Source organism: Pseudomonas sp. WC1 (assembly GCF_050586565.1).
Classification (GTDB): Bacteria; Pseudomonadota; Gammaproteobacteria; order Pseudomonadales; family Pseudomonadaceae; genus Aquipseudomonas.
This window is the reverse complement of sequence record NZ_JBOBDQ010000045.1, coordinates 1-22,214: the sequence shown is the minus strand read 5'-3', so window position 1 is coordinate 22,214 and position 22,214 is coordinate 1. Positions and strand designations below refer to the sequence as shown.

21 protein-coding genes and 1 pseudogene are annotated in these 22,214 nt (G+C 59.3%); 16 read left to right on the top strand and 6 right to left on the bottom strand.

What is annotated here, in order from left to right:
• Nucleotides 1-134 precede the first annotated feature (134 nt).
• Together tal and dusA are read right to left on the bottom strand one after the other, a co-directional pair.
• On the bottom strand, nt 135-1,055 hold the full coding sequence (tal, locus tag ACQ4OD_RS19070; protein WP_430944760.1) for a transaldolase: 921 nt from the start codon (nt 1,053-1,055) through the stop codon (nt 135-137).
• A gap of 213 nt (nt 1,056-1,268) precedes the next feature.
• Nucleotides 1,269-2,279 (bottom strand): tRNA dihydrouridine(20/20a) synthase DusA, encoded by a 1,011-nt coding sequence (gene dusA, locus ACQ4OD_RS19065; RefSeq protein WP_430944759.1) that lies wholly within the window; start codon nt 2,277-2,279, stop codon nt 1,269-1,271.
• Between the two features lie 1,049 nt (nt 2,280-3,328).
• Between dusA and ACQ4OD_RS19060 the strand changes: the two genes are divergently transcribed.
• The 5 genes from ACQ4OD_RS19060 to ACQ4OD_RS19040 all read left to right on the top strand — a co-directional run bounded on the left by ACQ4OD_RS19060 (nt 3,329) and on the right by ACQ4OD_RS19040 (nt 9,638).
• Nucleotides 3,329-4,402 (top strand): glycosyltransferase, encoded by a 1,074-nt coding sequence (locus ACQ4OD_RS19060; RefSeq protein WP_430944758.1) that lies wholly within the window; start codon nt 3,329-3,331, stop codon nt 4,400-4,402.
• Nucleotides 4,403-4,521: 119 nt separating this feature from the next.
• Complete coding sequence (locus tag ACQ4OD_RS19055) at nt 4,522-5,199, top strand: hypothetical protein (RefSeq protein WP_198753876.1); 678 nt, start codon at nt 4,522-4,524, stop codon at nt 5,197-5,199.
• On the top strand, nt 5,196-7,001 hold the full coding sequence (locus ACQ4OD_RS19050; protein ID WP_430944757.1) for a hypothetical protein: 1,806 nt from the start codon (nt 5,196-5,198) through the stop codon (nt 6,999-7,001). Before ACQ4OD_RS19055 ends, ACQ4OD_RS19050 begins: the two co-directional genes overlap by 4 nt.
• A 688-nt stretch (nt 7,002-7,689) precedes the next feature.
• Nucleotides 7,690-8,157 carry a hypothetical protein gene (locus ACQ4OD_RS19045; protein ID WP_430944756.1) on the top strand — a complete coding sequence of 156 codons (468 nt, stop codon included), beginning with the start codon at nt 7,690-7,692 and terminating at the stop codon, nt 8,155-8,157.
• A 404-nt stretch (nt 8,158-8,561) separates the two neighbouring features.
• Nucleotides 8,562-9,638 carry a hypothetical protein gene (locus ACQ4OD_RS19040; protein WP_198753879.1) on the top strand — a complete coding sequence of 359 codons (1,077 nt, stop codon included), beginning with the start codon at nt 8,562-8,564 and terminating at the stop codon, nt 9,636-9,638.
• An 8-nt stretch (nt 9,639-9,646) separates the two neighbouring features.
• Here the strand turns inward: ACQ4OD_RS19040 and ACQ4OD_RS19035 are convergent.
• A pseudogene (locus ACQ4OD_RS19035) lies at nt 9,647-10,710 on the bottom strand (NAD(P)/FAD-dependent oxidoreductase).
• A 251-nt stretch (nt 10,711-10,961) separates the two neighbouring features.
• Here ACQ4OD_RS19035 and ACQ4OD_RS19030 point away from each other — a divergent pair.
• Both ACQ4OD_RS19030 and ACQ4OD_RS19025 read left to right on the top strand, forming a co-directional pair.
• A complete protein-coding gene (locus ACQ4OD_RS19030) occupies nt 10,962-11,765 on the top strand; it encodes an aminoglycoside phosphotransferase family protein (protein ID WP_111533014.1) in 804 nt (267 codons plus the stop codon).
• Nucleotides 11,766-11,917: 152 nt separating this feature from the next.
• On the top strand, nt 11,918-12,493 hold the full coding sequence (locus tag ACQ4OD_RS19025; protein ID WP_111533013.1) for a hypothetical protein: 576 nt from the start codon (nt 11,918-11,920) through the stop codon (nt 12,491-12,493).
• A gap of 25 nt (nt 12,494-12,518) precedes the next feature.
• Here the strand turns inward: ACQ4OD_RS19025 and ACQ4OD_RS19020 are convergent, their stop codons facing one another.
• The 3 genes from ACQ4OD_RS19020 to ACQ4OD_RS19010 all read right to left on the bottom strand — a co-directional run bounded on the left by ACQ4OD_RS19020 (nt 12,519) and on the right by ACQ4OD_RS19010 (nt 15,155).
• The gene (locus tag ACQ4OD_RS19020; protein WP_111533003.1) at nt 12,519-13,025 is read right to left on the bottom strand and encodes a flavin reductase family protein; all 507 of its coding nucleotides are present in this window, start codon (nt 13,023-13,025) and stop codon (nt 12,519-12,521) included.
• A gap of 85 nt (nt 13,026-13,110) precedes the next feature.
• Nucleotides 13,111-14,145, bottom strand: a complete 1,035-nt coding sequence (locus ACQ4OD_RS19015; RefSeq protein WP_430944755.1) for a methionine synthase — start codon at nt 14,143-14,145, stop codon at nt 13,111-13,113.
• 26 nt (nt 14,146-14,171) lie between these two features.
• The gene (locus ACQ4OD_RS19010) at nt 14,172-15,155 is read right to left on the bottom strand and encodes a DUF1852 domain-containing protein (protein WP_139673174.1); all 984 of its coding nucleotides are present in this window, start codon (nt 15,153-15,155) and stop codon (nt 14,172-14,174) included.
• Between the two features lie 176 nt (nt 15,156-15,331).
• Between ACQ4OD_RS19010 and ACQ4OD_RS19005 the strand changes: the two genes are divergently transcribed.
• The 9 genes from ACQ4OD_RS19005 (at nt 15,332) to ACQ4OD_RS18965 (ending at nt 22,196) form a co-directional block, all read left to right on the top strand.
• Complete coding sequence (locus ACQ4OD_RS19005) at nt 15,332-16,261, top strand: LysR family transcriptional regulator (protein WP_102684513.1); 930 nt, start codon at nt 15,332-15,334, stop codon at nt 16,259-16,261.
• A gap of 272 nt (nt 16,262-16,533) precedes the next feature.
• Nucleotides 16,534-16,824 (top strand): hypothetical protein, encoded by a 291-nt coding sequence (locus tag ACQ4OD_RS19000; RefSeq protein WP_139672202.1) that lies wholly within the window; start codon nt 16,534-16,536, stop codon nt 16,822-16,824.
• 11 nt (nt 16,825-16,835) lie between these two features.
• Nucleotides 16,836-17,468, top strand: a complete 633-nt coding sequence (locus ACQ4OD_RS18995; RefSeq protein WP_139672199.1) for a hypothetical protein — start codon at nt 16,836-16,838, stop codon at nt 17,466-17,468.
• Nucleotides 17,469-17,575: 107 nt separating this feature from the next.
• The gene (locus ACQ4OD_RS18990) at nt 17,576-18,190 is read left to right on the top strand and encodes a YjfI family protein (protein WP_139672196.1); all 615 of its coding nucleotides are present in this window, start codon (nt 17,576-17,578) and stop codon (nt 18,188-18,190) included.
• A gap of 16 nt (nt 18,191-18,206) precedes the next feature.
• On the top strand, nt 18,207-18,908 hold the full coding sequence (locus ACQ4OD_RS18985; RefSeq protein ID WP_046856319.1) for a PspA/IM30 family protein: 702 nt from the start codon (nt 18,207-18,209) through the stop codon (nt 18,906-18,908).
• Nucleotides 18,909-19,163: 255 nt separating this feature from the next.
• On the top strand, nt 19,164-19,820 hold the full coding sequence (locus ACQ4OD_RS18980; protein ID WP_046856318.1) for a DUF2491 family protein: 657 nt from the start codon (nt 19,164-19,166) through the stop codon (nt 19,818-19,820).
• Between the two features lie 12 nt (nt 19,821-19,832).
• Complete coding sequence (locus ACQ4OD_RS18975; RefSeq protein WP_023631082.1) at nt 19,833-20,258, top strand: DUF350 domain-containing protein; 426 nt, start codon at nt 19,833-19,835, stop codon at nt 20,256-20,258.
• A 25-nt stretch (nt 20,259-20,283) separates the two neighbouring features.
• Entirely contained in the window at nt 20,284-21,036 is a 753-nt protein-coding gene (locus ACQ4OD_RS18970) for a DUF1190 domain-containing protein (protein WP_139672193.1), read from the top strand.
• Nucleotides 21,037-21,038: 2 nt separating this feature from the next.
• Nucleotides 21,039-22,196, top strand: a complete 1,158-nt coding sequence (locus ACQ4OD_RS18965; protein WP_102684517.1) for a glutathionylspermidine synthase family protein — start codon at nt 21,039-21,041, stop codon at nt 22,194-22,196.
• Nucleotides 22,197-22,214: the final 18 nt, after the last annotated feature.

Sequence of the window (22,214 nt, the reverse complement as noted above, 5' to 3'; positions counted from 1 at the left end):
GCTTTGTCTGCTATGACGCTATCGCGGGGCAAGCCCGCTCCCACTGGTTATGGGGAATGCGGCCCCAGCGAAAACGGGCGGAAATGCTCTGCATTAACCGCCCGTCGATCAAGCCGAAGATGTATCAGGCTTTGTCAGCCAGCCATCAGCGCTTCCAGCTTCTCCTGGTCGCGGGCGAACTGGCGGATGCCTTCGGCCAGCTTCTCGGTGGCCATGGCGTCCTCGTTCATTGCCCAGCGGAACTTGCTCTCGTTCAACTGCTGCTTGGCCTCGCCAGCATTGCCCGGCTTGAGGATACGCGGCAGATCGCCTTGGTCGTCCGACAGCTGCTGCAGCAGCTCGGGGCTGATGGTCAGGCGATCGCAGCCGGCCAGTTGCTCGATCTGGCCAATATTGCGGAAGCTCGCGCCCATGACCACGGTGTTGTAGCCGTTGGTCTTGTAGTAGTCGTAGATGCGCGTGACCGATACCACGCCCGGGTCCTCGGCGCCGACGTATTCCTTGCCGGTGCTCTTCTTGTACCAGTCGTAGATGCGCCCCACGAACGGCGAGATCAGGAACACCCCGGCGTCGGCGCAGGCCTGGGCCTGGGCGAAGGAGAACAGCAGGGTGAGGTTGGTCTGGATGCCTTCCTTCTCCAGCTTCTCGGCGGCGCGGATGCCTTCCCAGGTGGAGGCCAGCTTGATCAGCACGCGGTCTTTCGGCACACCGGCTGCTTCATACAGCTCGATCAGCTGACGGGCCTTTTTCAGCAGCGCCGGCTCGTCGAACGACAGCCGCGCGTCCACCTCGGTGGAGATGCGTCCCGGAATGGCCTGGATGATGCCCGAGCCCACCAACACGGCGAACTTGTCGCAGGCGAGGTCGACATTGCCTTTGGCGTAGGCCTTGGCCTGCTTGAGCAGGTCGGCGTAATCCGGGATGGCCGCGGCCTTGAGCAGCAGCGACGGGTTGGTGGTGGCGTCGACCGGCTTGAGGCGGGTGATGGCGTCCAGGTCGCCGGTGTCGGCGACCACGGTGGTGAACTGCTTGAGTTGTTCCAGCTTGGAGGTCATGGGCGTGCTCTGTCCTGTGCAATGACTCGACATTACCCGAGCCCCGACAGCCACTCAAGGCCCGTCGCAGGCGTATCGGGAAAGCCCTCGCAGGCAACACGATCCTTCTGTAGGCGCGCGCTTGCCCGCATTAGGCTGCAAAGCAGCCCCGGCTCACACCGGGCCTGCAGCAAAAGGCATTGCCTTCGAGTGCCAACCCCGCCGCAGGTTCCCTCAGCGCCCTTGCAGCAGCTCGGCGGCCTGGTCCAGCACCTTCAGCGGCTCGCTGGCCTTGTGAATGTCCGCCGACAGCAGCTGGCGGAAGCGCCGCGCTCCCGGGAAGCCCTGGCCCAGCCCGAGGATATGCCGGGTGATATGGTGCATCGCGCCGCCGCTTTGCATATGCGCGACGATATACGGGCGCAGCTTTTCAATGGCCTCGGCGCGGCTGACCACTGGCGCTGCGCTGCCGAACAACTGCTGGTCGACCTCGGCCAGCAGGTACGGGTTGTGGTACGCCTCGCGTCCCAGCATCACGCCATCGAAGGTCTGCAGGTGGGTTTGGCACTCGCCGAGGGTCTTGATGCCGCCATTGAGCACCAGCTCCAGGTCCGGGAAGTCGGCCTTCAACTGCGCCGCCACGTCATAGCGCAGTGGCGGGATTTCGCGGTTTTCCTTGGGCGACAGCCCTTCGAGGATGGCGATGCGCGCGTGCACGGTGAAGCTGCGGCACCCGGCGTCGCGTACCTGGCCGACGAAGTCGCACAGCTCGGCATAGCTGTCGCGGCCGTTGATGCCGATGCGGTGCTTGACCGTGACCGGAATGCTGACCACGTCCTGCATGGCTTTGACGCAATCGGCCACCAGCGCCGGGTGGCCCATCAGGCAGGCGCCGATCATGTTGTTCTGCACCCGGTCGCTGGGGCAGCCGACGTTGAGGTTGACCTCGTCATAGCCGGCGTCCTCGGCCAGGCGTGCGCAGGCGGCCAGGTCCGCCGGCACGCTGCCGCCCAGTTGCAGGGCCAGCGGGTGCTCGGACACGTCATGGCGCAGGAAACGCTGGGCGTCGTTGTGCAGCAGGGCGCCGGTGGTGACCATTTCGGTGTAGAGCAGGGCGTGCTGGGAGAGCAGGCGCAGGAAGAAGCGACAGTGTCTATCAGTCCAATCCATCATCGGTGCGACAGAAAACCTCCTAACTACCGTATCTGCTGGTTTGCCGGTGTTTTCTGTCTGAGCCTGCTGCATTTTCGAATCTCTCATTTGATGCGGTTTGCTATCATTTCTGCTTATTCCTCCCCTCATGCCCATTACCACAATGTAGCAACCCGAATCAGCCGTGTGGCAGTTCCAAGGGAGTCATCACGCTGCGCAGGTGCAAGGATAGGGCATCGGGCCTCACCGCCCAGATCCGCATCTCATAGGAAGGGCTCGCAGTCTATCAGGAAAGCAGGCCTTCAGCCGCGAGGCTGGCAGAACCCGAAGGCCTACAACAAGGTGGTCAAGCGGTTGAACCTCATAGGTTCTGTACGAAACGCATTCACAGTCACCCATACTGTGTTGAAGCGGGGCTCGGGATGCTCATGTACTCCGACACTCCGCTTCCTCCCTCGTTTCGCCTTGTCTGGCCTTTGAGACATATTTCGTATATACCCAAGTGCAAGCTGGCGGAAAGCTTCGCTGCGATGGTCGCAGTGCAGTGTTAGTTCAGTGCCTGAATCAATGATATCGGACTGCTTGGCTGGGCGCAGTTAAGTCAATCTCTGTAACATTCAGCTGTCATGAGATATGGCGATAATAGGAGTTGCTTGGCAAGTAGGGTGATGTTTGTTGGCCTTGCCTCATGAACTGGTCTCGCTGTTTATTTTGATACTATTTGGTTTTGAATATATTGGCGTCAAGCGATTCGGCCAAGAGGGCTGATTGTGTTTTGTATCTGGAACAGTTCCAGATGATGCCAGGATTTTTATTGTTGGTTTTTTCAGGGAGCATAAGGGCGCGTTTCACGACTGAAAGCAGCGAGGTTGGTTGGGGCAATCATTTATGTGTCGATAGAAGCACCGTGGCTTGGGTCTTCTGTCTGGGGGTGTCCATGCTCGAGGTTTTTTCATCGCTGTAAGATGTTGTGGTGCTGATTCTTGCTCTGGTTTTTATCTGTAAATCAATGGCTTGCATTTTGCGGTCGAGAGGACATCGTTTTCGTTTTTAAGTTCATTTTTTTATTCCATTTCCGATTGACGGCACTTTCGTTCGGCTATAGAATTCGCCGCCCTCGACCTAAAATACGGATTTTTGTCGTGATCTTGATTCCTGCGTACGAACCTGATGGAACCCTAGTCAAGCTAGTAAATGAACTAACTGAGATGATGCGCGCCACCCAGCAGAACGTGCCGCTGCTCATTATCAATGACGGTTCCCGTCGGGAAGGTGCGCTCCAGGTGTTTGCCGATCTGGAGGCACTGGGCGTCGAGGTTGTGACCCATCCTGAAAACAAGGGAAAGGGCGGGGCATTGAAAACCGGCATCGCGATCGCACGTGCTCGAGGAATGCCCTTCGTGGTAACCGCTGACGCCGACGGTCAGCACCTGCCAGTAGATATTCTCCGGGTAATGGCGGCCGGCATTGAGGCCGACGATTCAGTGATTCTGGGGCGCCGAGTGTTTGACAAGACCACGCCGCTGCGCTCCAAGTTCGGCAACGAATTGACTATCCGGATCTTCCACTTGGTGCACGGAAAACGCGTTAATGACACCCAGACGGGCTTGCGATTCATTCCTCCAGCTTTTTATGAGGATCTCTTGGGTATCCCCAAGGACAGATATGACTTCGAACTGGCGGCATTGATTCTCTTCGCGCGCAGGAACAAACTGCAGGAAGTCGTGATTCAAACTGTCTATGAACCGGGCAACCCGTCTTCACACTTCCGTAAACTGCAGGATTCCGCCAAGATCTATGCCGTGCTATTGCGTGGGGGCATGGTCTCGTTGCTCCTCGCCCTGATGGACTTTCTGACGTTCCACCTACTCGATTCGTTGACAGGCTCCACCCTGCTGTCTGTGGTCGTGGCCCGTACTGTTGGTACCCTGGGCTACTTCTATCTTGCCCGAAGCTTTATATACAAGGTTGGAGGGGACACTGTCAGAACCTTCATAAAGTACCTCCTTCTGGTGCTCCTGAATATCTCAATTCTGGCGCCGTTAATCGATCTGGCCAAAGAACAGTTCGAAATGCCGAAGGTGCTGACCTATATAGTCGGTACACTGAGCCTGTTCTTCTTCAATTTCTTCGTACAAAAAGCCGTTATCTTCAAGCCGGCCACTGCGGGCACGTCTGTGACACCTGTGTTGCCAAGTACCGAAGCAACTCGGTAATTCCTTTCAGCCCAGCCCAGGCCAGGCCAGGCCAAAGCATCTCATCCCTGATGCTTTGGCCTTCGGCCAGCGGCTTCCATTCTAAGTCGCCGCCTCTACCCTGTTTTTGCGAGTCAGACATGAATCGGATCAATCAAGCGCCCCTTTCCTCACCGGGCAACGAAGTACAACTGCCTGTGCGCACTTTTCGCGTGATCGCGGCATTACTGGCGCTGTGGTTTTTCATCGGCGCGAGCTACCTGTATCGGCAAGAGTTGTCCATACGCTTTGGATTGTGGGACAACTTCGACATCAATGCGGTGAATTACTCCCGCTATAGCGACGCTCGTGACACCGAACAGTTGTTCCAAAACCAGTTGTTCTTGGTCCGCCAGGGCTACCGTAGTGGTGCGCTGTTCGTAGGTCCTAACGACCTTTACAGCCGTCAGTTGTTGCCCATCGACAGCAGCCAGAGCTACCAGATGAGTTTTGATCTGATGGCTGTCGCCGATGGTTCTGACGACGAGGGCTCCTCCACGTACGCCGGCTTGATGTTCTACGACCAGCACAAGAACATCATCCTCGACCCGCAATCGCACATGTTTGGCGTGGCCGCGAATCACATGATTACCCGTGCCAATGGGCGACTTAGTCTAAGTGGTGTGTTTTCACCAACCGGGCAGGGACCGAACCGTATCCCACCCAATGCCCACTACATGAAGATCGCTTTTAGCCTCAACTACGCCGACCCCAAGGCATCCGTGATGCTGTCTAGCATCAAGTTTGTGCCCTACGTCGGCGCTGGAGACAACAAATGACGCTATTTTTTGGTTTCATGGCGGTCGTGCTGTTCATGTTGCTGATCGGGTACATTTGGCCGATCAGGGGGCGTATTGATGGCGCATGCTTGGCAACGTTGACTGTGGCCAGGTCGCTTTGGTTGAGCTGGCTGGTGGTATTCGTATCCTACTGGCTGAACTTGAGCGACCTGTCGTTGCCGATACTGATACTGGTGGTAATGGTGACCGTGCGCCGTTTTTTCAAGGGGAACGACGCCAGCGTCGCCTTCAGTTTTGGCGGGCTGATGCTGATGCTGGCATTCATGTCGCTCGGCCTGCTGTTGAGTCCGTTAGGAGCGCTCAAGCCAATCTTTGGCGGAGAAATTGTTCTCTCCGGATGGGACGTCAATGCCTCCTGGAACAATTGGGCCATGCAATTGTTCAACAACGCCTATTCCCCATACACCGCCGCCTATCCTTTGTTCCTGCCGGGGCTGTGGTCGCTTGTGTACAAGGCCCAAGCCAACCCGATGGTATGGGTCATGACCCGTTTGTTGCTGTGTGTCTTCCCATTGTTGCTGGTTGTGCAAATTGGTTCTTTAGCCAATGCCCGCCGGCCGCTGGCGGCGCTGCTTGTGTTTCTCCTGGTGTGGGGCATTTTCATGCTCAACCCGACTCTATTGGCCGGCATCACCGACCCGATCGTGATGATGCTCACGCTGATCGCGGGTACGGTGTTGTATTTGGCGACCTGCTTTGGTCGTCAAGACGAGCGGGTCGACCACTACACCCTGTGCGCCGCGTTGTTTGCTGGTATCGGTGCTATTACCAAGCAGCCGGGTGCAATTGGTGCGGTCGCGATCGCATTGAGCCTGATCCTGATCGGTTTGCGCTCATCTAAAGGGCTTAGCTGGTACTTGGCGCGGTTGCTGCTGATTGTCGTACCGCCTACAACGTTCATGATCATCTTCTACTCCGCGCCTTCGATGCCGACCGCTTTGGGGAATCTCAGTTTTCTCATGAGTCTGACCTCGCGGGCATCCGATGGGGGGGGGATCTATGAGCATGGCTGGAGCTTGGTGACTAGCATGTTTGGGCGCTTCCCGCTGTTCCTCATGCTGACCTTGGCCGCATTCAACGTATTCACCCTGAAGCGCCTGGTCAACCAGATCGGTTTGATCTACCTGGTATGCTCGGCCGTGGCCTTCGGCGTCTATTCGAACTGCTGCGCTTATGATGAACGCAACGGCTGGTTCTTGATGGCGCTGCTGGGTATGTCTGCGATCTGCGGCGCGTCCATCCTTGAGGGTGCATTGATGCGCGAACTGGTGCCGCTACAGAGAGCCTTTGGATCGGCGCAGAGTGCCCTGTGGCGTCAACGTACCCGTGGCAGTGCGACATTGCAGCTCATGGGGCTGATTATCGCCGTAGTCTTCGCTGGCCTGTTGCAGTTGGTAGTGGGCGAGGCGCGCTATCTGGAGGCAGCCAAAGAGGCCCGTCGTGAAATTGTCTGGCCTACAGTCAACCACTTGGCCTATACCGATATCGATAATCTGGGCGACGGCTTGATCATTACCAACTACCAGTTCATTGCCCTGCTGCCGGATTTGGAAAAGCGCCATCGGCTCTGTCCGGACATCGCCTGTCTCAGTGCCACCATCAAGCAGCATCCGGGCAGCCGTGTTCTTATGGGGCCGGATTCCTTCAACTACCCGCTGCTACGTGCCTCTTTGGCAAGTACGGATTACTTGGCCAGTGAGGATAAACACGGATTCCTGATTACTCGGGGATTGACGGTTGAAGATCTGCCAACGGCGGTAATGGCGACTTCCAATCCTTGATGCCGTTTTCCGAGGTGTATGGAAAGATGGGCTGTGGGTTGGAATGACGCCTCCTCGGCACTCTTTGGGTGCCCATTCTTCTCTCCGCCCTTGCTGATCGACGTGCCTGGTCAGCAAGGGGCAGGCCTGGGGTCTTCGTTACATGTCCCGAGATGCGAGACGATCAGGCCGATTGCCCGCACGCCTCTGAGCAGTCAGATATCAGAAGATCTGCCAACCGCTCTTCTCCCGTTACGCTGGGGCGTGATTAATCCTGCAGGCTTTTCAGCCCAGGTGAGGGCGTGCACGGAATTGACAGTATCTCAGCGGCCGAGGGATGACGATTGGCGTTCTCGGGATTTCGTACAGCGCCAAGCGATATCTATGGCGGGACGATAGTCTGAATAAAGCGATCAACCGTTATCGCATGTATTTCTATCGTGAAAGCCAAATGGTCGAGTGTTTCAACGAACGCTGAAAAGTAATGGTGTCAGCTTGTTGTAGAAAGTGCTATTCCAGTAATCACTTTAGTATAAGTGGTGTTCAGGTTTGTGCTGAAAGATAAATGTCTCTTAGCCACTATTCACTGATCGCCAATGATTCTAATGCTCCGTAGCATATTTTTTGTGATGGCTAAGCTCGTAGTCGCGCAACGGATGTTAGGGAAGTACGCGCGTCTATCATGCTGCATCTACTAAAGGACTATCCCATGGAAAGCTTCGCTATCGCAGCCTCACAAATAAACTGGAACGGTGGCCAGCGGATTACTTTGACTCCGGGTGATACGGCTACCTGTACGACGTTGCGCCTTGGCCAGATTTACGGGATTTTCATCTATAACTCTGCAGGTAGTGACAACAATGCCACTGTCAATGTGGTATGGAGCAAAAGCCAACCCCCTGCACGCATTACTGTTCCAGGTACCACTGCCAATGCCGGCTTGGCCTCACTGGGCTTTGTTCCGGGTACCGATACCCAGACCATTTCGGTTTCGTTGCCCAGCAACAGTGGCATCGCACGGGTCGAGCTGTGGCTGGGCAGTACCAGCATGCCGACCAATAAAAGCGGGCTGAACAATAACCAGCTGCAGGCTAATGGTGAGCAGTATCCGTTCAACAAATATAATCGCTATTATTCGGCGCCTCCGTCAAAATGGATGAAATTTGACCATTGTTGACAAAATTACTCAGTTTATCTCGTGCCAGTTCCGACAGACCGGCGGTAAATCACGCAAAAGTTCCGGCGCACGCAAGCGTGCCCACACGTACAGCCACCATTGAACGGGGACTGCCTGCGTGATTCTACCGTCACAGCCTGTCAAAGCTGTGTCGTTGATGTGCAACGACAGGCCGAGACTAGAGCGCCCACAGAGCAGCCGCAACGGAAAACAGGCGGCAGCAGTATGTTTGGGGAATGGACTACAAGGAAGGGGCAAAATCTGATTGTTGATGATCCACATCGACGCTTTTCGGGAACAGGGTGTGGGGACAGGCGCCACCTAAAACAAACCGATCAGCATTGATAGCCGCTGCATTGCCCAGGGTCATACATTGATGGCTAGGTTAAACCAAGGAGTTACCTATGCTGATCAATGGTTATCAGAGCTTCCAGTACCTGCCCAGCCAAATCAGCGAGCAGACTTATTCAGGTACCGTTGGTGAGGCGCAGGTGAGCGTGGTCACTACCTCGCCAGAGGCCAATCGGTTGGCCAAGCGAATTGAATATAGTGCAGGTAAGAGTTTGCTCCACTACCTGAATATATCCACGACCCAGCCGCTGAAGGACTTGCTCCAATGGTTGGCCAGTTTTCTCGGCCGAAGCGCAGCGGCCCCGGGCGCGGCGGAGGATCTACACCCGCAACACGCCGAACCGACCGGCACCGCAGCGCCTTTTCGCCGCAGTTTCGGCAATGGCTTCAAGGCCGCGCTCGATGCAGTAAGCCTGCTCGCTACTGCCTCCAAAGTTGATCACAAACGCTTCGATGTAACGCTGAAAGCCGAGCAGATTAATAGCTTGCAAGGTGCCATTGTCGAGGGGCGTGCAAATTTCAAAGAAATTGAGATGATGGTGGAAACCCGCGGGGACTTGCAATGTGTGCGAACCCTCGCATTGAGCTTGACTCATGTTGCTGACTCCCATCAGCCCTCAGTCAAGGCAGCACTAGCGAACTTGGCCAGCCAGCGTCCAAATACAAGCATATTTCTAGGTGGACTGTTGGCATTCATACACGAACAGGAAAGCCGTTGGTTCGAAAAAGCCAGTAATTCCAAGGTGGTGATGGATGCTGAAGCGCAGAGTTGCTTCATTATCGAAGGGTTTCAGGAGCATATAAATAAATTGGGTGCTGACGAGGCACACAAGATTCTTGAGCAACTAGAAGGTCATTTCGGTCAGCGGGCACATGAGGTTGTGGGGGCGGCTATCATGCTAGTGGGAGAGGCCGATGATGACAATGAGCTACTGTGCCGTCTGGTCCGCGCTGAGGTCGTGGCTGACAAGCTGATCAGTTTACTTCGCGCGAAACTTGATATGCCCGATATTAATATGCAGTTCAAAGTTACTGGTGATCTTAGCATCACGGATCGTAGCACCAACCTCAACCAGTTTAACCCACTGGAGTTGGCCGCATTAGTGAGCCTAGGTATCAAGTTGCAATAGGCCCCACTTCACCGGCCAAATCGACCAAGCCTGCACGACGCCAAATCGGGCGATGGCGTGTCACTGGCGATTTCCATGCTCACGAGGCGGCCTACGGTAGCGGCCAGCGTGACACCAGGATGCATGACACAAACGTAAACGCCGCTGATACCCGGCAGATAACCAACTAGCGGTGCACCATCGCTGGGTATTGGCCTGAAACCCACGCACGCCTTTTCCACGTCGAGTGAAACGGCGCCATGCAACTCTGCTCTGATGGCCTCGGCGGTTCTCAGTGCAATCGCGCCTGGTTGGTTATCTGCGGCATCGTCCAGATAATCCTCTGCCGCCAACAGGCTGCCGTCATCAGCATGCCGTACCTCCATGGTTGCGTTGGAAAGGATCCCTCGGACAAGGTGGGGCGGCGAGTTGTAGCGGATATAGATGGCAGGAGAGGCTTCCAGTGGAAGTGGGTAGCCCAACAAGTCCGTCAATAGCGTGGTACCCGTTCCCGCCGCAATCACCACCAGATCCGCATCGATTACCCCTTGGGTGGTTTTCACGCCTGAGACGTTCTCTGCGCTACCCGTGAACCCTTCCACCTGTGTCTGCTCCAGCAACCTGGCGCCTCGGGCTTGAGCGCCTTTGATCAAGGCCCGGGTGGCCGCTACTGCGTTCAGCGCGCCTTCCTCTGGAGCATGGTTGGCCTGGGCAGGAGGGTGTTTCAGATTAGGTTCCAGGGTGAGGATCTGAGCTCGGGATACCGTTGAGATCCCTGTAGCCGTGGCAGGGGTGGCCGGTACTTCCTGGAGACCATAGGTTAGCGAACCGGTCCATTGAATGTGTAGGTCTGGCAACTGCGCTTCGAGGCGACGATAGTCCGATACGGCTGCGGCCCGCAGTGCGGCGACAGGGTCTGCGTCACTGCAGGCGGAATTGATCCATGCAAAGGAAGTGGAGGTCACACCAGACGCTACATGGCCAGCCTCCACGATGGTCACCTGCGCGCCTTGGCAGGAAAGGTGGTAGGCAACGGAGGCCCCACGATACCTGCCCCCACCACAACCACATTCAGTCCCGGGATATTTTTCATCGTGCTCCGTCACCGACTCGGGACTCTGTTTCACTGGCCGTACCTGGCAACCCTAGGCTCTGTACGAAATGTATCTGCACTCGCCCATACTGCGTTGAAACGGGGCTCGGAATGCTCATGTACTCCAGTACACTCCGCTTCCTCCCCCCGTTTCGCCTTGTCTGGCCTTCGCGCAGACACATTTCGTACAGACCCTAGGTCCACAGGAGCAAACGGCATATTAAATGGAAAGCGTGAGTACCAGCGAGCCTATGTTTGATCGATACCTGAAGCAGTGGGGGCTGACCATCGATGGGGAAGCTTTCGTTTCACTCAATGGCAATCTATTGCCCGTTCGCCAAGGCGATACACCGGCGATGCTGAAAGTCTCGCAGGCGCCGGAAGAGCAGGCCGGCAGCCAGCTGATGGCCTGGTGGGCAGGCGAAGGTGCAGCCCCTGTGCTGGCCCATGCCGGCGAGGCATTGCTGATGAAGCGGGCGCAAGGTTCGGCGTCGCTTGCGCAGATGGTCGCAGATGGCAGGGATGACGAGGCCACGCGCATTCTCTGTGCCGTGGCGGCGCGCCTGCATGCGCCACGTTGCAAGCCTGTGCCTGCACTGGTTCCGCTGGAGCAATGGTTCGCCGCGCTGTGGAGCGCAGCGGCAGCTCACGCCGGGGTTCTTGCGCACTGTGCAGCGGCTGCAAGGGCGTTGTTGGCGGCTCCCCGCGACGTGGGAGTGCTGCACGGCGACATTCATCACGGCAATGTGCTTGATTTCGACGAGGCGGGATGGCTCGCCATCGATCCCAAGGGGCTGCACGGTGAACGGGGCTTCGACTATGCCAATATTTTATGCAACCCAGACGAGGCGAGTGCGCTGGCACCGGGATGCTTTGCGCGCCGGATAGCGCTGATCTCGGACGCTTCCGGTATTGATCGTCGCAGGCTTCTGCAATGGGTGCTTGCATGGACTGGGTTGTCGGTGACCTGGATGCTCGAAGACGGTATCGAGCCAGGCGGTCGGCTCGAGTTGGCGAGGCTCGCAGCGTCGGCGCTTGATATCGGCGCCTGTTGATAGCCGGCCAGGAGGCGTAGATGCCTTGCAAGCGCCAGGCAATAGCTAATTGGAGCTATGGGCTTGGCTATGCGCGGGTTGCTATGCTGCTGTCGATCTGGACACAGGGATTGGCCGGCGTCGAATGGCGCTGCCACTACACGGAGGTGCACATGCAGATCACATTGCCGCTGAGTGTCAGCGACTGGAAATACAAGACTGCCAGCGGGGGTGGGTTGACGGTGATGTTTGCCGCCGCCAACGGTGGCTTGTTGACCCTGACCGATCCCAACCAGGCCGAGCAGCAGTTTCGCTATGGCTCGCTCGGGGTCGGTGTTGGCGTAGGCGCACGCTTGCCGCGGGTAGGCAAGATCAACTTGCTGGTGGCGGGCAAGAGCGTGGGTGCGGTCGGCGCCAATGAAGACTTCCCGGCGGTCGGCACGGTGCTGGTGGCCGAATCGGTCGCGGCCCGGGGCCTGGTGCGCGACGACTTCAAGGGCGGGTGCGTGTTCCTCGAAGGCGGGCTGGGCCTGGTTGGCGGTGGCAGCGGCTCGGGCGTGCTGTTCGGCCTGGATCCCAAGCTATTGGTCCTGGGTACCGCCGCGATTGGTGGCGGCGGCGCGTTCCTGCCGCAGGAAACCTTGCCGCGCCTGCTGCGCTCGGCCAAGGGCGTGATCTTCTCCGCCGGGTTCAACATCGGCGTGCAGGCGGGCGGTGGCCTGGCGTTGACCATGGGTGGGCTGTTCTGATGGCCATGGCTTGTTGGCGATAGCGTCAGGCGCTCGTCGCACCCTGCGCCGCGAGGTTGCAATACTGCCCCTTGAAATACAGCAAAGGCTGCGAGGACGTGGTTTGCTGCAAGTTCAACGCCTTCACTTCACCGATGACGATCAGGTGATCGCCCGCGGCGTGTTCAGCGTGAATCTCGCAATCGATCCAGTGCAGGCTACCGGTAATGATCGGATTGCCCAGCGGTGACGGTTGCCATTGCACCTTGTGCCACTTGTCCGTGCCGCGCCGCGCGAACTGGTTGGAAATCTCGATCTGCTCACCCGCCAGGATGTTGACCGCGAAGCGGCCGGCCTGGCGAATCCTGGGGTAGCTGGCCGAACTGGCCATCACGCTGAATGACACCAGTGGCGGGTTCATCGACACGCTGTAGAACGACTGGCAAGTGAAGCCGATCGGCTCGTCATCGGTGTGCGATGTAATGACCGTGATACCGGAGGCGTAGTGCCCGAGCGCTTCGCGAAAGCTCGATGGCTCGATAGGGAGTGACATAGTAGGTCCTGGGTGTGGGTGCCGCTCGAAGGTGTGGGAAGGCCCGCATCTGTCCGGGCCTTCGCCTGTTACCTCCGACCTGGGCTCAGCGCTGGTTTGCCAGTTCTCTGCGAACAATCTCCGCGCCCACGCTCAACGCATTGAGCTTGCCTCTTGCCACCTGGCGCGGCAGGGGCGCCATCCCGCAGTTGGTGCAAGGGTAGAGCTTGTCGGCGTCGACGAACTGCAGGGCCTTGCGCAGGGTATTGGCAACTTCCTCGGGGGTTTCAATGGCGTGGTTGGCGACATCGATGGCGCCAACCATCACTTTCTTGCCACGGATAAGCTCGATCAGGTCCATCGGCACGTGGGAGTTGTGGCACTCCAGCGAGACGATATCGATGCTGGATTTCTGCAGCTTGGGGAAGGCTTCTTCGTATTGGCGCCATTCCGAGCCGAGGGTCTGTTTCCAGTCGGTGTTGGCCTTGATGCCGTAGCCGTAGCAAATGTGCACGGCGGTTTCGCACTTGAGCCCTTCGATGGCGCGCTCCAGGGTGGCCACGCCCCAGTCATTGACCTCGTCGAAGAACACGTTGAAGGCGGGTTCGTCGAACTGGATGATGTCGACACCCGCCGCTTCGAGTTCGCGGGCTTCCTGGTTGAGGATCTTGGCGAATTCCCAGGCCAGTTTTTCGCGGCTTTTGTAGTGGGCGTCATACAGTGTGTCGATCATCGTCATGGGGCCTGGCAGCGCCCACTTGATGGGTTGCGAGGTGTGTTGACGCAAGAACCTGGCGTCATCGACGAACACAGGCTTGCGGCGCGCAACAGCGCCTACGACCGTCGGCACGCTGGCATCGTAGCGATCGCGGATTCTGACAGTCTCGCGCTTCTCGAAATCGACACCGTCGAGGTGTTCGATAAAGGTCGTGACGAAATGCTGACGTGTCTGTTCGCCATCGCTGACGATATCGATGCCGGCGTGCTGTTGCTCTTGCAAGGACAAGCGCAGCGCATCCTGCTTGCCCTCGATCAGTTCATCACCCTCCAGCTTCCATGGCGACCAGAGCTTCTCGGGCTCGGCGAGCCAGGCGGGTTTGGGCAGGCTGCCGGCAGTGGAGGTGGGTAACAGCTTTTTCATACTGGAAAACCTTGTGTCTGGTTGAGTCAAAGCGCGCAACGGGCGGACCACTGCTCGAGGATCGCCTGGTAGGGCTTGATGAAATGCTCTTGCGCAAACTTCCCCTGTTCGACAGCCAACCGGCTGCGCTCTTCGCGGTCGTAAACGATGCGCGTCAACGAGTAGTCCTGGTGGTGCAAGCTGGGCTGGTAGGTTTTGCCGGCGGCGGAGTTCGCGTTGTAGATTTCAGGCCGGTAGATTTTCTGGAAGGTGTCCATCGTGCTGATGGTGCTGATCAGTTCCAGGTTGGTGTAGTCGCCCAGCAAATCGCCGGCAAAATAGAACGCCAGCGGCGCGGCACTGTTGGGCGGCATGAAGTAGCGCACCTTCAAACCCATCTTCTTGAAGTACTCATCGGTCAGCGAGTATTCAGCCTGCAGGTATTCAACGCCCAGGACCGGGTGCTGGTTTTCCGTGCGGTGATAAACCTTGCTGCTCGAGACGCTCAGGCAGATGACGGGGGGCTTGCTGAAATGCTCCTTGTAGGCGCTCGAACTCACGAAGCACTTGAACAGTTTTCCGTGCAGGTCTCCGAAATCATCGGGTGTGCTGAAGGTTTGCCGATCCTTGTTGTGCCCCTGCAGCAGCACGCTGAAATCGTAATCGCGCACGTACGAGGAAAAATTATTCCCGACCATGCCGTCGATACGCTCGTTGGTTTGTCGATCGACCACCGTCGTTTTCAATATTTCAATCAAGGGCAGGGCAGGGGCAGTGCCCGAGAAGCCGATATCCATTTCCACTGAAATGATGTCGAGCTCGACCGTGTAGCGGTCGCCTTTGGGGTTATCCCAGTGCGCCAAGGCATTGAAGCGGTTGTCGATCATCCTCAAGGTATTGCGCAGATTCTCCTGGCGGCTCTTGCCCCTGGCCAGGTTGGCAAAGTTGGTGGTGGTGCGGGTCTTGTCCGAAGGTTGGTAGTGCTCATCGAAACAAATACGCTTGAGGGTGAATGCAAACTCGTTATTCATGGTGGTCGTGTACCCTGATGTCTGAAGCGAGGCAAGAAAGGCCAGGGTTGAGGTCATGGCGGTCGCGCCAAGCCAGGCTGCCTTTCTCGCTCACGCAAATTCGATGAGGGGATTGTCAAAGATCAGCTCTTCATGAGACAAACTCATTTTTTTTGCATACAAGTGTAGTTTTGCTCATGATCGATCTGAGGCACCTGCGCACCATCCATGCCTTGCGCGAAACCGACAGCCTGTACGAAGCCGCCGAGCGGCTGCACCTGACCCAATCGGCGCTGTCGCACCAGTTCCGCGAGCTCGAAGACCGTATTGGCATGCCGCTGTTCGTGCGCAAGTCCAAGCCGGTACGTTTTACCAGCGCCGGTCTCAAGCTGCTGGAGCTGGCCGAGCAGGTGCTGCCGCAGATCCGCGCCACCGAGCGGGACCTGGGCAAGCTGGCGGGCGGTACGGCTGGGCGGCTGCATATCGCGATCGAGTGCCACAGCTGCTATCAATGGCTGATGCCGACGGTGGACGAATTTCGCGGTGCCTGGCCGGAGGTCGAACTGGACCTGGCGTCGGGGTTTTCATTCGCGCCACTGCCGGCGTTGGAGCGGGGCGATCTGGACCTGGTGGTGACGTCCGACCCGATGAAACTGCCGGGGATCAGCTACGTGCCACTGTTCGGCTATGAGGCACTGCTGGCCATCGACAATCACCACGCCTTGTGCGCAAGGCCGTACCTCGAGCCCGCCGATATTGCCAGCCAGACGCTGATCACCTACCCGATCGAGCGCAACAGGCTGGACATCTTCACCCGCTTCCTTGACCCGGCCGACATCGAGCCGGCGCAAGTACGCACCTCGGAGCTGACGATCATGATGATGCAACTGGTGGCCAGCGGCCGCGGTGTGTGCTGCCTGCCGAATTGGGCCGTGCATGAATACAGTTCGCGCGGTTACGTGACCACCAAGCGACTGGGGGAGAAGGGGCTGCAGGCAAAACTGTATGCGGCGGTCCGCAGCGACATGCTCGAAGTGCCTTATGTAAGCGACTTCCTGCTCACGGCAAAGGATATGTCCTTCGCGACGCTGGAAGGCGTCAATGCTGTTTCCGGGATCGCCGTTTGATAGCCAGCCCCAGCTATCGCAGCGCATTACCTGGCAATCGAGGCGCACGGATCAGCGGGTCATCATCGAGTCGGCAAGGATCGCGCGAAACACGCTGTATTTCCCCGAAAGCGCCGGTTACACATCCAGGCCACACACTTGCGCGCCCGCGGCCATAGTTCATGCCCAGGCTTCATCGGTGCGCGACAGCGCCGTTGGTCGACTGAGTCGCAGCGCAAGCTGGATTTGGCCAGAAAAATGTACGATGATTTTCGTAATGCCAGGGAGGGGTCATGCCAAAAGGCTTCAAGGCAGCCAAGAGCGCGGTGATTGCCGCGCTCGAATCCGGGAAGTACCTGCATGCAGCGCGGGGCGATATCGAGGTAAAGAACCTGTTGGCCCTTGGCGCGGTTAGTGCGGGCGATATCATCGAGGTCATCCGTGCTTGCAATGGCACTCACTACAGCTGCAGCCCACACCATGCCGTGCCAGCCATCGAAGTCCATGTGCTCAGGCGCTCCGACTGGTACATCAAGTTCTATTTCATCGAGCCGCAGACGTGGTTCATCAGTGTTCACCAATGAGTAACCCAAGCATGAATATCCTGTTCGAGGGCGACACCGGCCAGGCCCTGTGCGAGCGTTGCCAGGCATTGGTCGCCATGCATTACACCCGGCGCGACGTGCCTTTCAGTGACGGCCTGGGCGTGGCGCGGGACATCCTGGTGGGCGTGTGCGATGGCTGCGATACGGTGGTGGCCATCCCGCCGCAGTCCACTCCGGCAATCCGCGAGGCGCGCAAGCAGCAGCTCAAGTCCATCGAGGCGAGGCTTCCGGCGGTGTATCTCGATGTGCTCGACGCGGCGATGCAAGCGGTCAGCAGCGAGGCAGGGGCACACCTGCGCAAGCTGTTCCTCGCCCATTATTTCCATTGGCTGGTGCAGGCCCGCCAGGGCGCGGGTCTGCAGCCCGGCCACGAGGCCTTCGTCCAGGCACTCGACGCGCAGCGGCGTCAGAGGGGGTTGCCGGCGTCCGGAGCCACGCGGCGGTTGTCGATGAAGGTCAACGCGCACATGGCCGAGGATTTCCTGACGCTGCTGGGGCAAACCCGGATGAGCCAAACCGAGCTACTCAAGGCGGTGATCGCAAGGATCCAGATGGATGTGCTCGAGGCGCGTGATCCGCAGGTGATCGAGGCGCTGCAGCGGCTGACGCGAGTGGCGGGGTAGGTTGGGGCGGGCGCACCGTGCGGACATTGCTCCTCACATGTGATGCTTGCGCAGCTCGTGATCCAGGCGTAACGTGCATCACATGTGAGACAAGGATACCCCCTTCGATGGCAGGCAAGAAAAGCTCCACCGACTACATGCGTGACATGCGCGCCCGGCTCAAGGCCGCGGGCCTGGTCAAGCGTGAGCTGTGGATCCTGCCCGAGCACGCCGCCGCCCTGCGCGGTATAGAGAAGGCTTTACGTCAGCCCCACGCGGGCAAACAGGTCAGAACGGAGGATTTCATGACCGAGCACACCCACTGGACGATCGAAACGCTGCACGGCGCCCTGCAAGGCCTGGACGAGGTGCGCGACGGGTCGATCGGCCTGTCCCTGCAACAGGGCGCCGAGCCCAGCCTCAAGCTGGTGATGAACGAACTGGACGGCCTGCCGCTGTACATCGCCGTGGCCGGTGAGCAGATCCTGGTCGATACGCTGCTGGTGGAAGCCAACCAGGTGAAAGACCGCGCTGCATTCAACGATGCGGTGCTGCGCACCCGCGACGTGTTCCCGCTGTCGTCCATCGGCCTGCACACACTGCCATCGGGCGAGTCGGTGTACACCATGTTCGGCGCCCTGAGCGCGGCTTCGTCGCTGGACAACATCGTCCAGGAGATCCACACCCTGGCCGACAACGTCATCACCGCCGCCGAAGATTTCGAAGACTACTTCACCCACTGATTCCGGAGATTGCACCATGAGTTTGTTGAGAAAGATCGTCACCGCCCTGCGTGGCGGCGCTTCGGAAGTCGGTGAGGCGATCGTCGACTCCCAGGCCCTGCGCATCCTCGACCAGGAGATCCGCGACGCGGACAACAACCTGATCGATGCGCGCAACCAGTTGGTCAAGATCATGGCCAAGCACAAGACCGCGCAGCAGCGCATCACCGAGTTCGACAAGACCATCGGCGATTGGGAGCAGAAGGCCATTGCCGCGCTGGACAAGGGCGAGGAAGGCCTGGCTCACGAATGCGCGGCGCGCATCGCCGACCTGACCAACCAGCGTGACAGCGAGCAGGCGCTGGCCGACCAGTTCGGTGCGTCGGTGACGACCCTGACCGCCACCGTGAGCAAGACCGAGGCGCAGATCAAGGGCCTCAAGCAGCAGGTGGACCTGGTCAAGGCCCGCGAGAGCGTGCAGCGTGCCCAGGTCAGTGCGGCCTCGGCCACCGGCGGTGCCAATGGCAGCCTGGAAACGGCGGTCGGCTCGCTGGATCGCATCAAGAAGCGTCAGACCGAGCGTGCCGCCGAGCTGGAAGCGGCGGCGGAACTGGCAGGCAAGGCTGACGGCAGCGATCTGGAAGCACGCCTGAAGTCGGCCGGGATCGGCGCCAGTAACAGTGGTGCCGACGATGTGCTGGCACGCTTGAAGGCCAAGGCGGCCAAGCCGGCGGAGTGATTCGTTGACCGGGCCGGCCTATCGTGGGCCCGTGGGAGCGGGCTTGCCCCGCGATGGAGCCGGCCCGGCTGGCGCAAAACCCTGCTGCAGACCCGTTGGCGGGGCGCACGAAAAGCAGTATCGTGTCGCCCCCGCCAAAGGACTGCCGCGACCCAAGGGATTTTCAATGTCGCCTTCTCCCGACAGGCCCAGCCTGTTCGCTACAGCTCCGCGATTGGCTCCTGTTCCGTCCCCCTTTCACCCAGGAGATGCCCCGTGGGTTGGTTGAAACGCTTCATGGGCTTCGAAGCCCCCAAACCTGCCGCCGGCAGCCAGGCCCAAGGCAACCTGCCATTTGGCCTGGGTAGCGGGCGCATGCTCAAGCTCGATCGCTCGCTCAAACTGCTGCTCGACGGGCATTCCGAGCTGGAGGTCCCCGAGCAGGAAGTGGTCTGGGCGGTCGGTGAAGTCGACCTCGGCCAGTCGGTGCGCCTGGCGCGCTTCTATATGGAAGACGAGGACTACTGGCTGCAGGTGGTGATGAACGGCGCGTCCGCTGACGATGTCCGTGACATCATCCTGTTCGGTTATTACAGCGTGGTGCCGGTCACCAGCGACGCCGAACTCAAACGCCTGGTCGGCCCCGAGTCGAACATCGGCCTGCCGTACTACGAGCACGAAGGCTACGAGTTCGTTCGCCAGTGGGGCAGCGAAGAGGGACAGACCGAGCTCACGCCGATCAGCGAGTGGGTCACCAGCCCCGAAACCAGCTACCGCATCCAGCACCTGTCGATGCTGTATGCCCGCGAAACCGGTCTGACCGACCGCCGCGAATTCCTCCTGCTGTCGGTGGAGGAAGACGAGGACGGCAATGTCAGCCTGACCACTTCGGTGGGTGTCACCCTGCAATCAACGGACTTCAACGTCATCTGACAAGGATTCACCATGCTCGACGCACTTCGCATGTCGCTCAACGCCCAGGCAGTGATCGGCTTCATTCTCTACATCAGCGTGGCGCTGGTGCTGTTCTGGCTGTTCCAGTTCATCTATACGCACCTTACCCCGCACCGCGAATTCGCCCTGATCCGCGACAACAACAGCGCTGCGGCCATCGCCCTGGGCGGTGCGCTGATCGGTTTCTCGCTGCCGGCCAGCAACATCATCGCCTACAGCGTCAGCCTGCTCGACTTCGTGGTCTGGGTGGTGATCGCCGCCGTGGTGCAACTGCTCGCCTTCGGGATCACCAGCCTGGTGCTCAAGGGCTTGGCCAGCCGCATCGCCAAGGGCGAGATGGCCGCCGCGATCTACGCCGCCGCCGTGGCGATCAGCGTGGGCTTCCTCAATTCGGCCTGCATGACCCCGTCGGTCTGAGCCGTTTGCGCGCAAGGAGCCATACATGAGACGCAGTTCCGTCAAGCTGGTGCTGGCCAGTTCCCTGCCGCTGGCGCTCACCGCGTGCAGCGCGCCCGAGGAGACCTACACGGTCAGCAAGCGCAGCAACTACACCACCGTCCAGGCCTGTGTCGATGACAAGATGCCGGTGGACGTGTGTTCCGACGCCTACATGCAGGCGTTGGCCGACCACCGCCGCATCGCCCCGACCTACGGCGACAAGGCCGCCTGCGAGGCCGACTTCGTGCCGGACTACTGCCAGGTCACCAGCGATAACCGCTACATGCCGCGCCTCGGCGGTTTCGAGCTGGCGGTGTCGGGTGAGGTGAGCCAGTCGCAGGTCGACGCGGCCCGCGCCCAGGTCGAGAACAGCGGCCAGGCCAGCAGCGGTGGCAGCAACTTCAACGGCCTGCTTACCGGCCTGCTGCTCGGCCAGGTGCTCAGTGGCGGCAATCGCCAGTACTACTCGCAGCCGGTCTACCAGTACCGTGATAGCAACGGTGGATACCGCAACACCACGCTCGGCCAGCAGATCGACCAGGGCAAGCGCTTCGAGCGCTCCGACCAGGCCCAGCAGAGCGGTGGCAGCTATTCCAGCTACTATTCCGGCAGCTCCAGTGGCCGCAGCTACAAGTCCAGCACCTCGACCCGCTCCAGCGTGTCCTCGTCGATCTCCCGTGGCGGCTTCGGCAGCCAGGCCACTGCGCGCAGCGGCTGGGGCGGCAAGAGCAGCGGCGGCTTCAGTTTCGGTGGTTGAGCATGCGCAAGGTCCACTGCGACGAACGCCCGGACTGGCGCGCCACCGCCGAGCGTGAGGGCTTCGCCTTCCACACCATCGACGGTGAGCGCTACTGGGATGAGCGCGGTTACTACCAGTTCAGTGAGGCCCAGGTCAGCCGTGACCTGGAGGCGCCCACCCAGGAGCTGCACGCGATGTGCCTGGACGCGGTGGCGCGCATCGTCGACAGCGAAGCGCTGATGACCCGCCTGGCGATCCCGCCGGCGTTCTTCGACCTGGTGCGTCGTTCGTGGAAGGAGGGGCATCCACACCTCTACGGGCGTTTCGACTTCAGTTACGACGGCACGGGCCCGGCCAAGCTGATCGAGGCCAACTACGACACGCCGACCTCGCTGTACGAAGCCGCGGCGTTCCAGCTGATCTGGCTTGAGCAGCAGATCGAGCGCGGCGTGCTGCCGACCCATGCCAGCCAGTTCAACACCCTGGCTGAAGACCTGGTGCGGGCTTTTGCCGCCTTCGAGCGTGAAAGCCCGTTCTACTTCTCGGCCATCGGCGGCTCGATCGAGGACCGCGGCACCACGGATTTCCTGCGCAAGATGGCTGGGCACGTGGGTATCAGTACGCGGCATATCGACCTGGAGGATATCGGTCTGAACGACGAGGGGCGTTTCGTCGACCTCGAAGGCCGACCGATCCCGCGCCTGTTCAAGCTGCACGCCTGGGAGCATATCTTCCACGAGGACTTCGGCCAGGCCATCGCCGATTGCGATACCCAGTTCGTCGAGCCAGCGTGGAAGTCGCTGATCTCCAACAAGGGCATCCTGCCGTTGTTGTGGGAATGGCATGAGGGCCACCCGAACTTGTTGCCGGCCTTCCTCGACGAAGACCCCCGGCGGCCGGTGCCCAAGGGCTGGGTGCGCAAGCCGTACTTCTCCCGCGAGGGGGCCAACGTGGATATCCGCACCACCGATGACCAGCGGGTGTTCGAGGACGGGCCCTACGACGATGCACCCTATATCCTGCAAGGCTTTGCGCCTTTGCCGAAGTTCGGTGACAGCTACACCCTGATCGGCTCGTGGGTAGTCGGTGATCTGGCCTCGGGGATCGGCATTCGTGAAGACGACACCCTGATCACCAAGGACAGCTCGCGGTTCGTGCCGCATGTGGTCGTGGACTGAGTGTCAGGGCTGTCTATG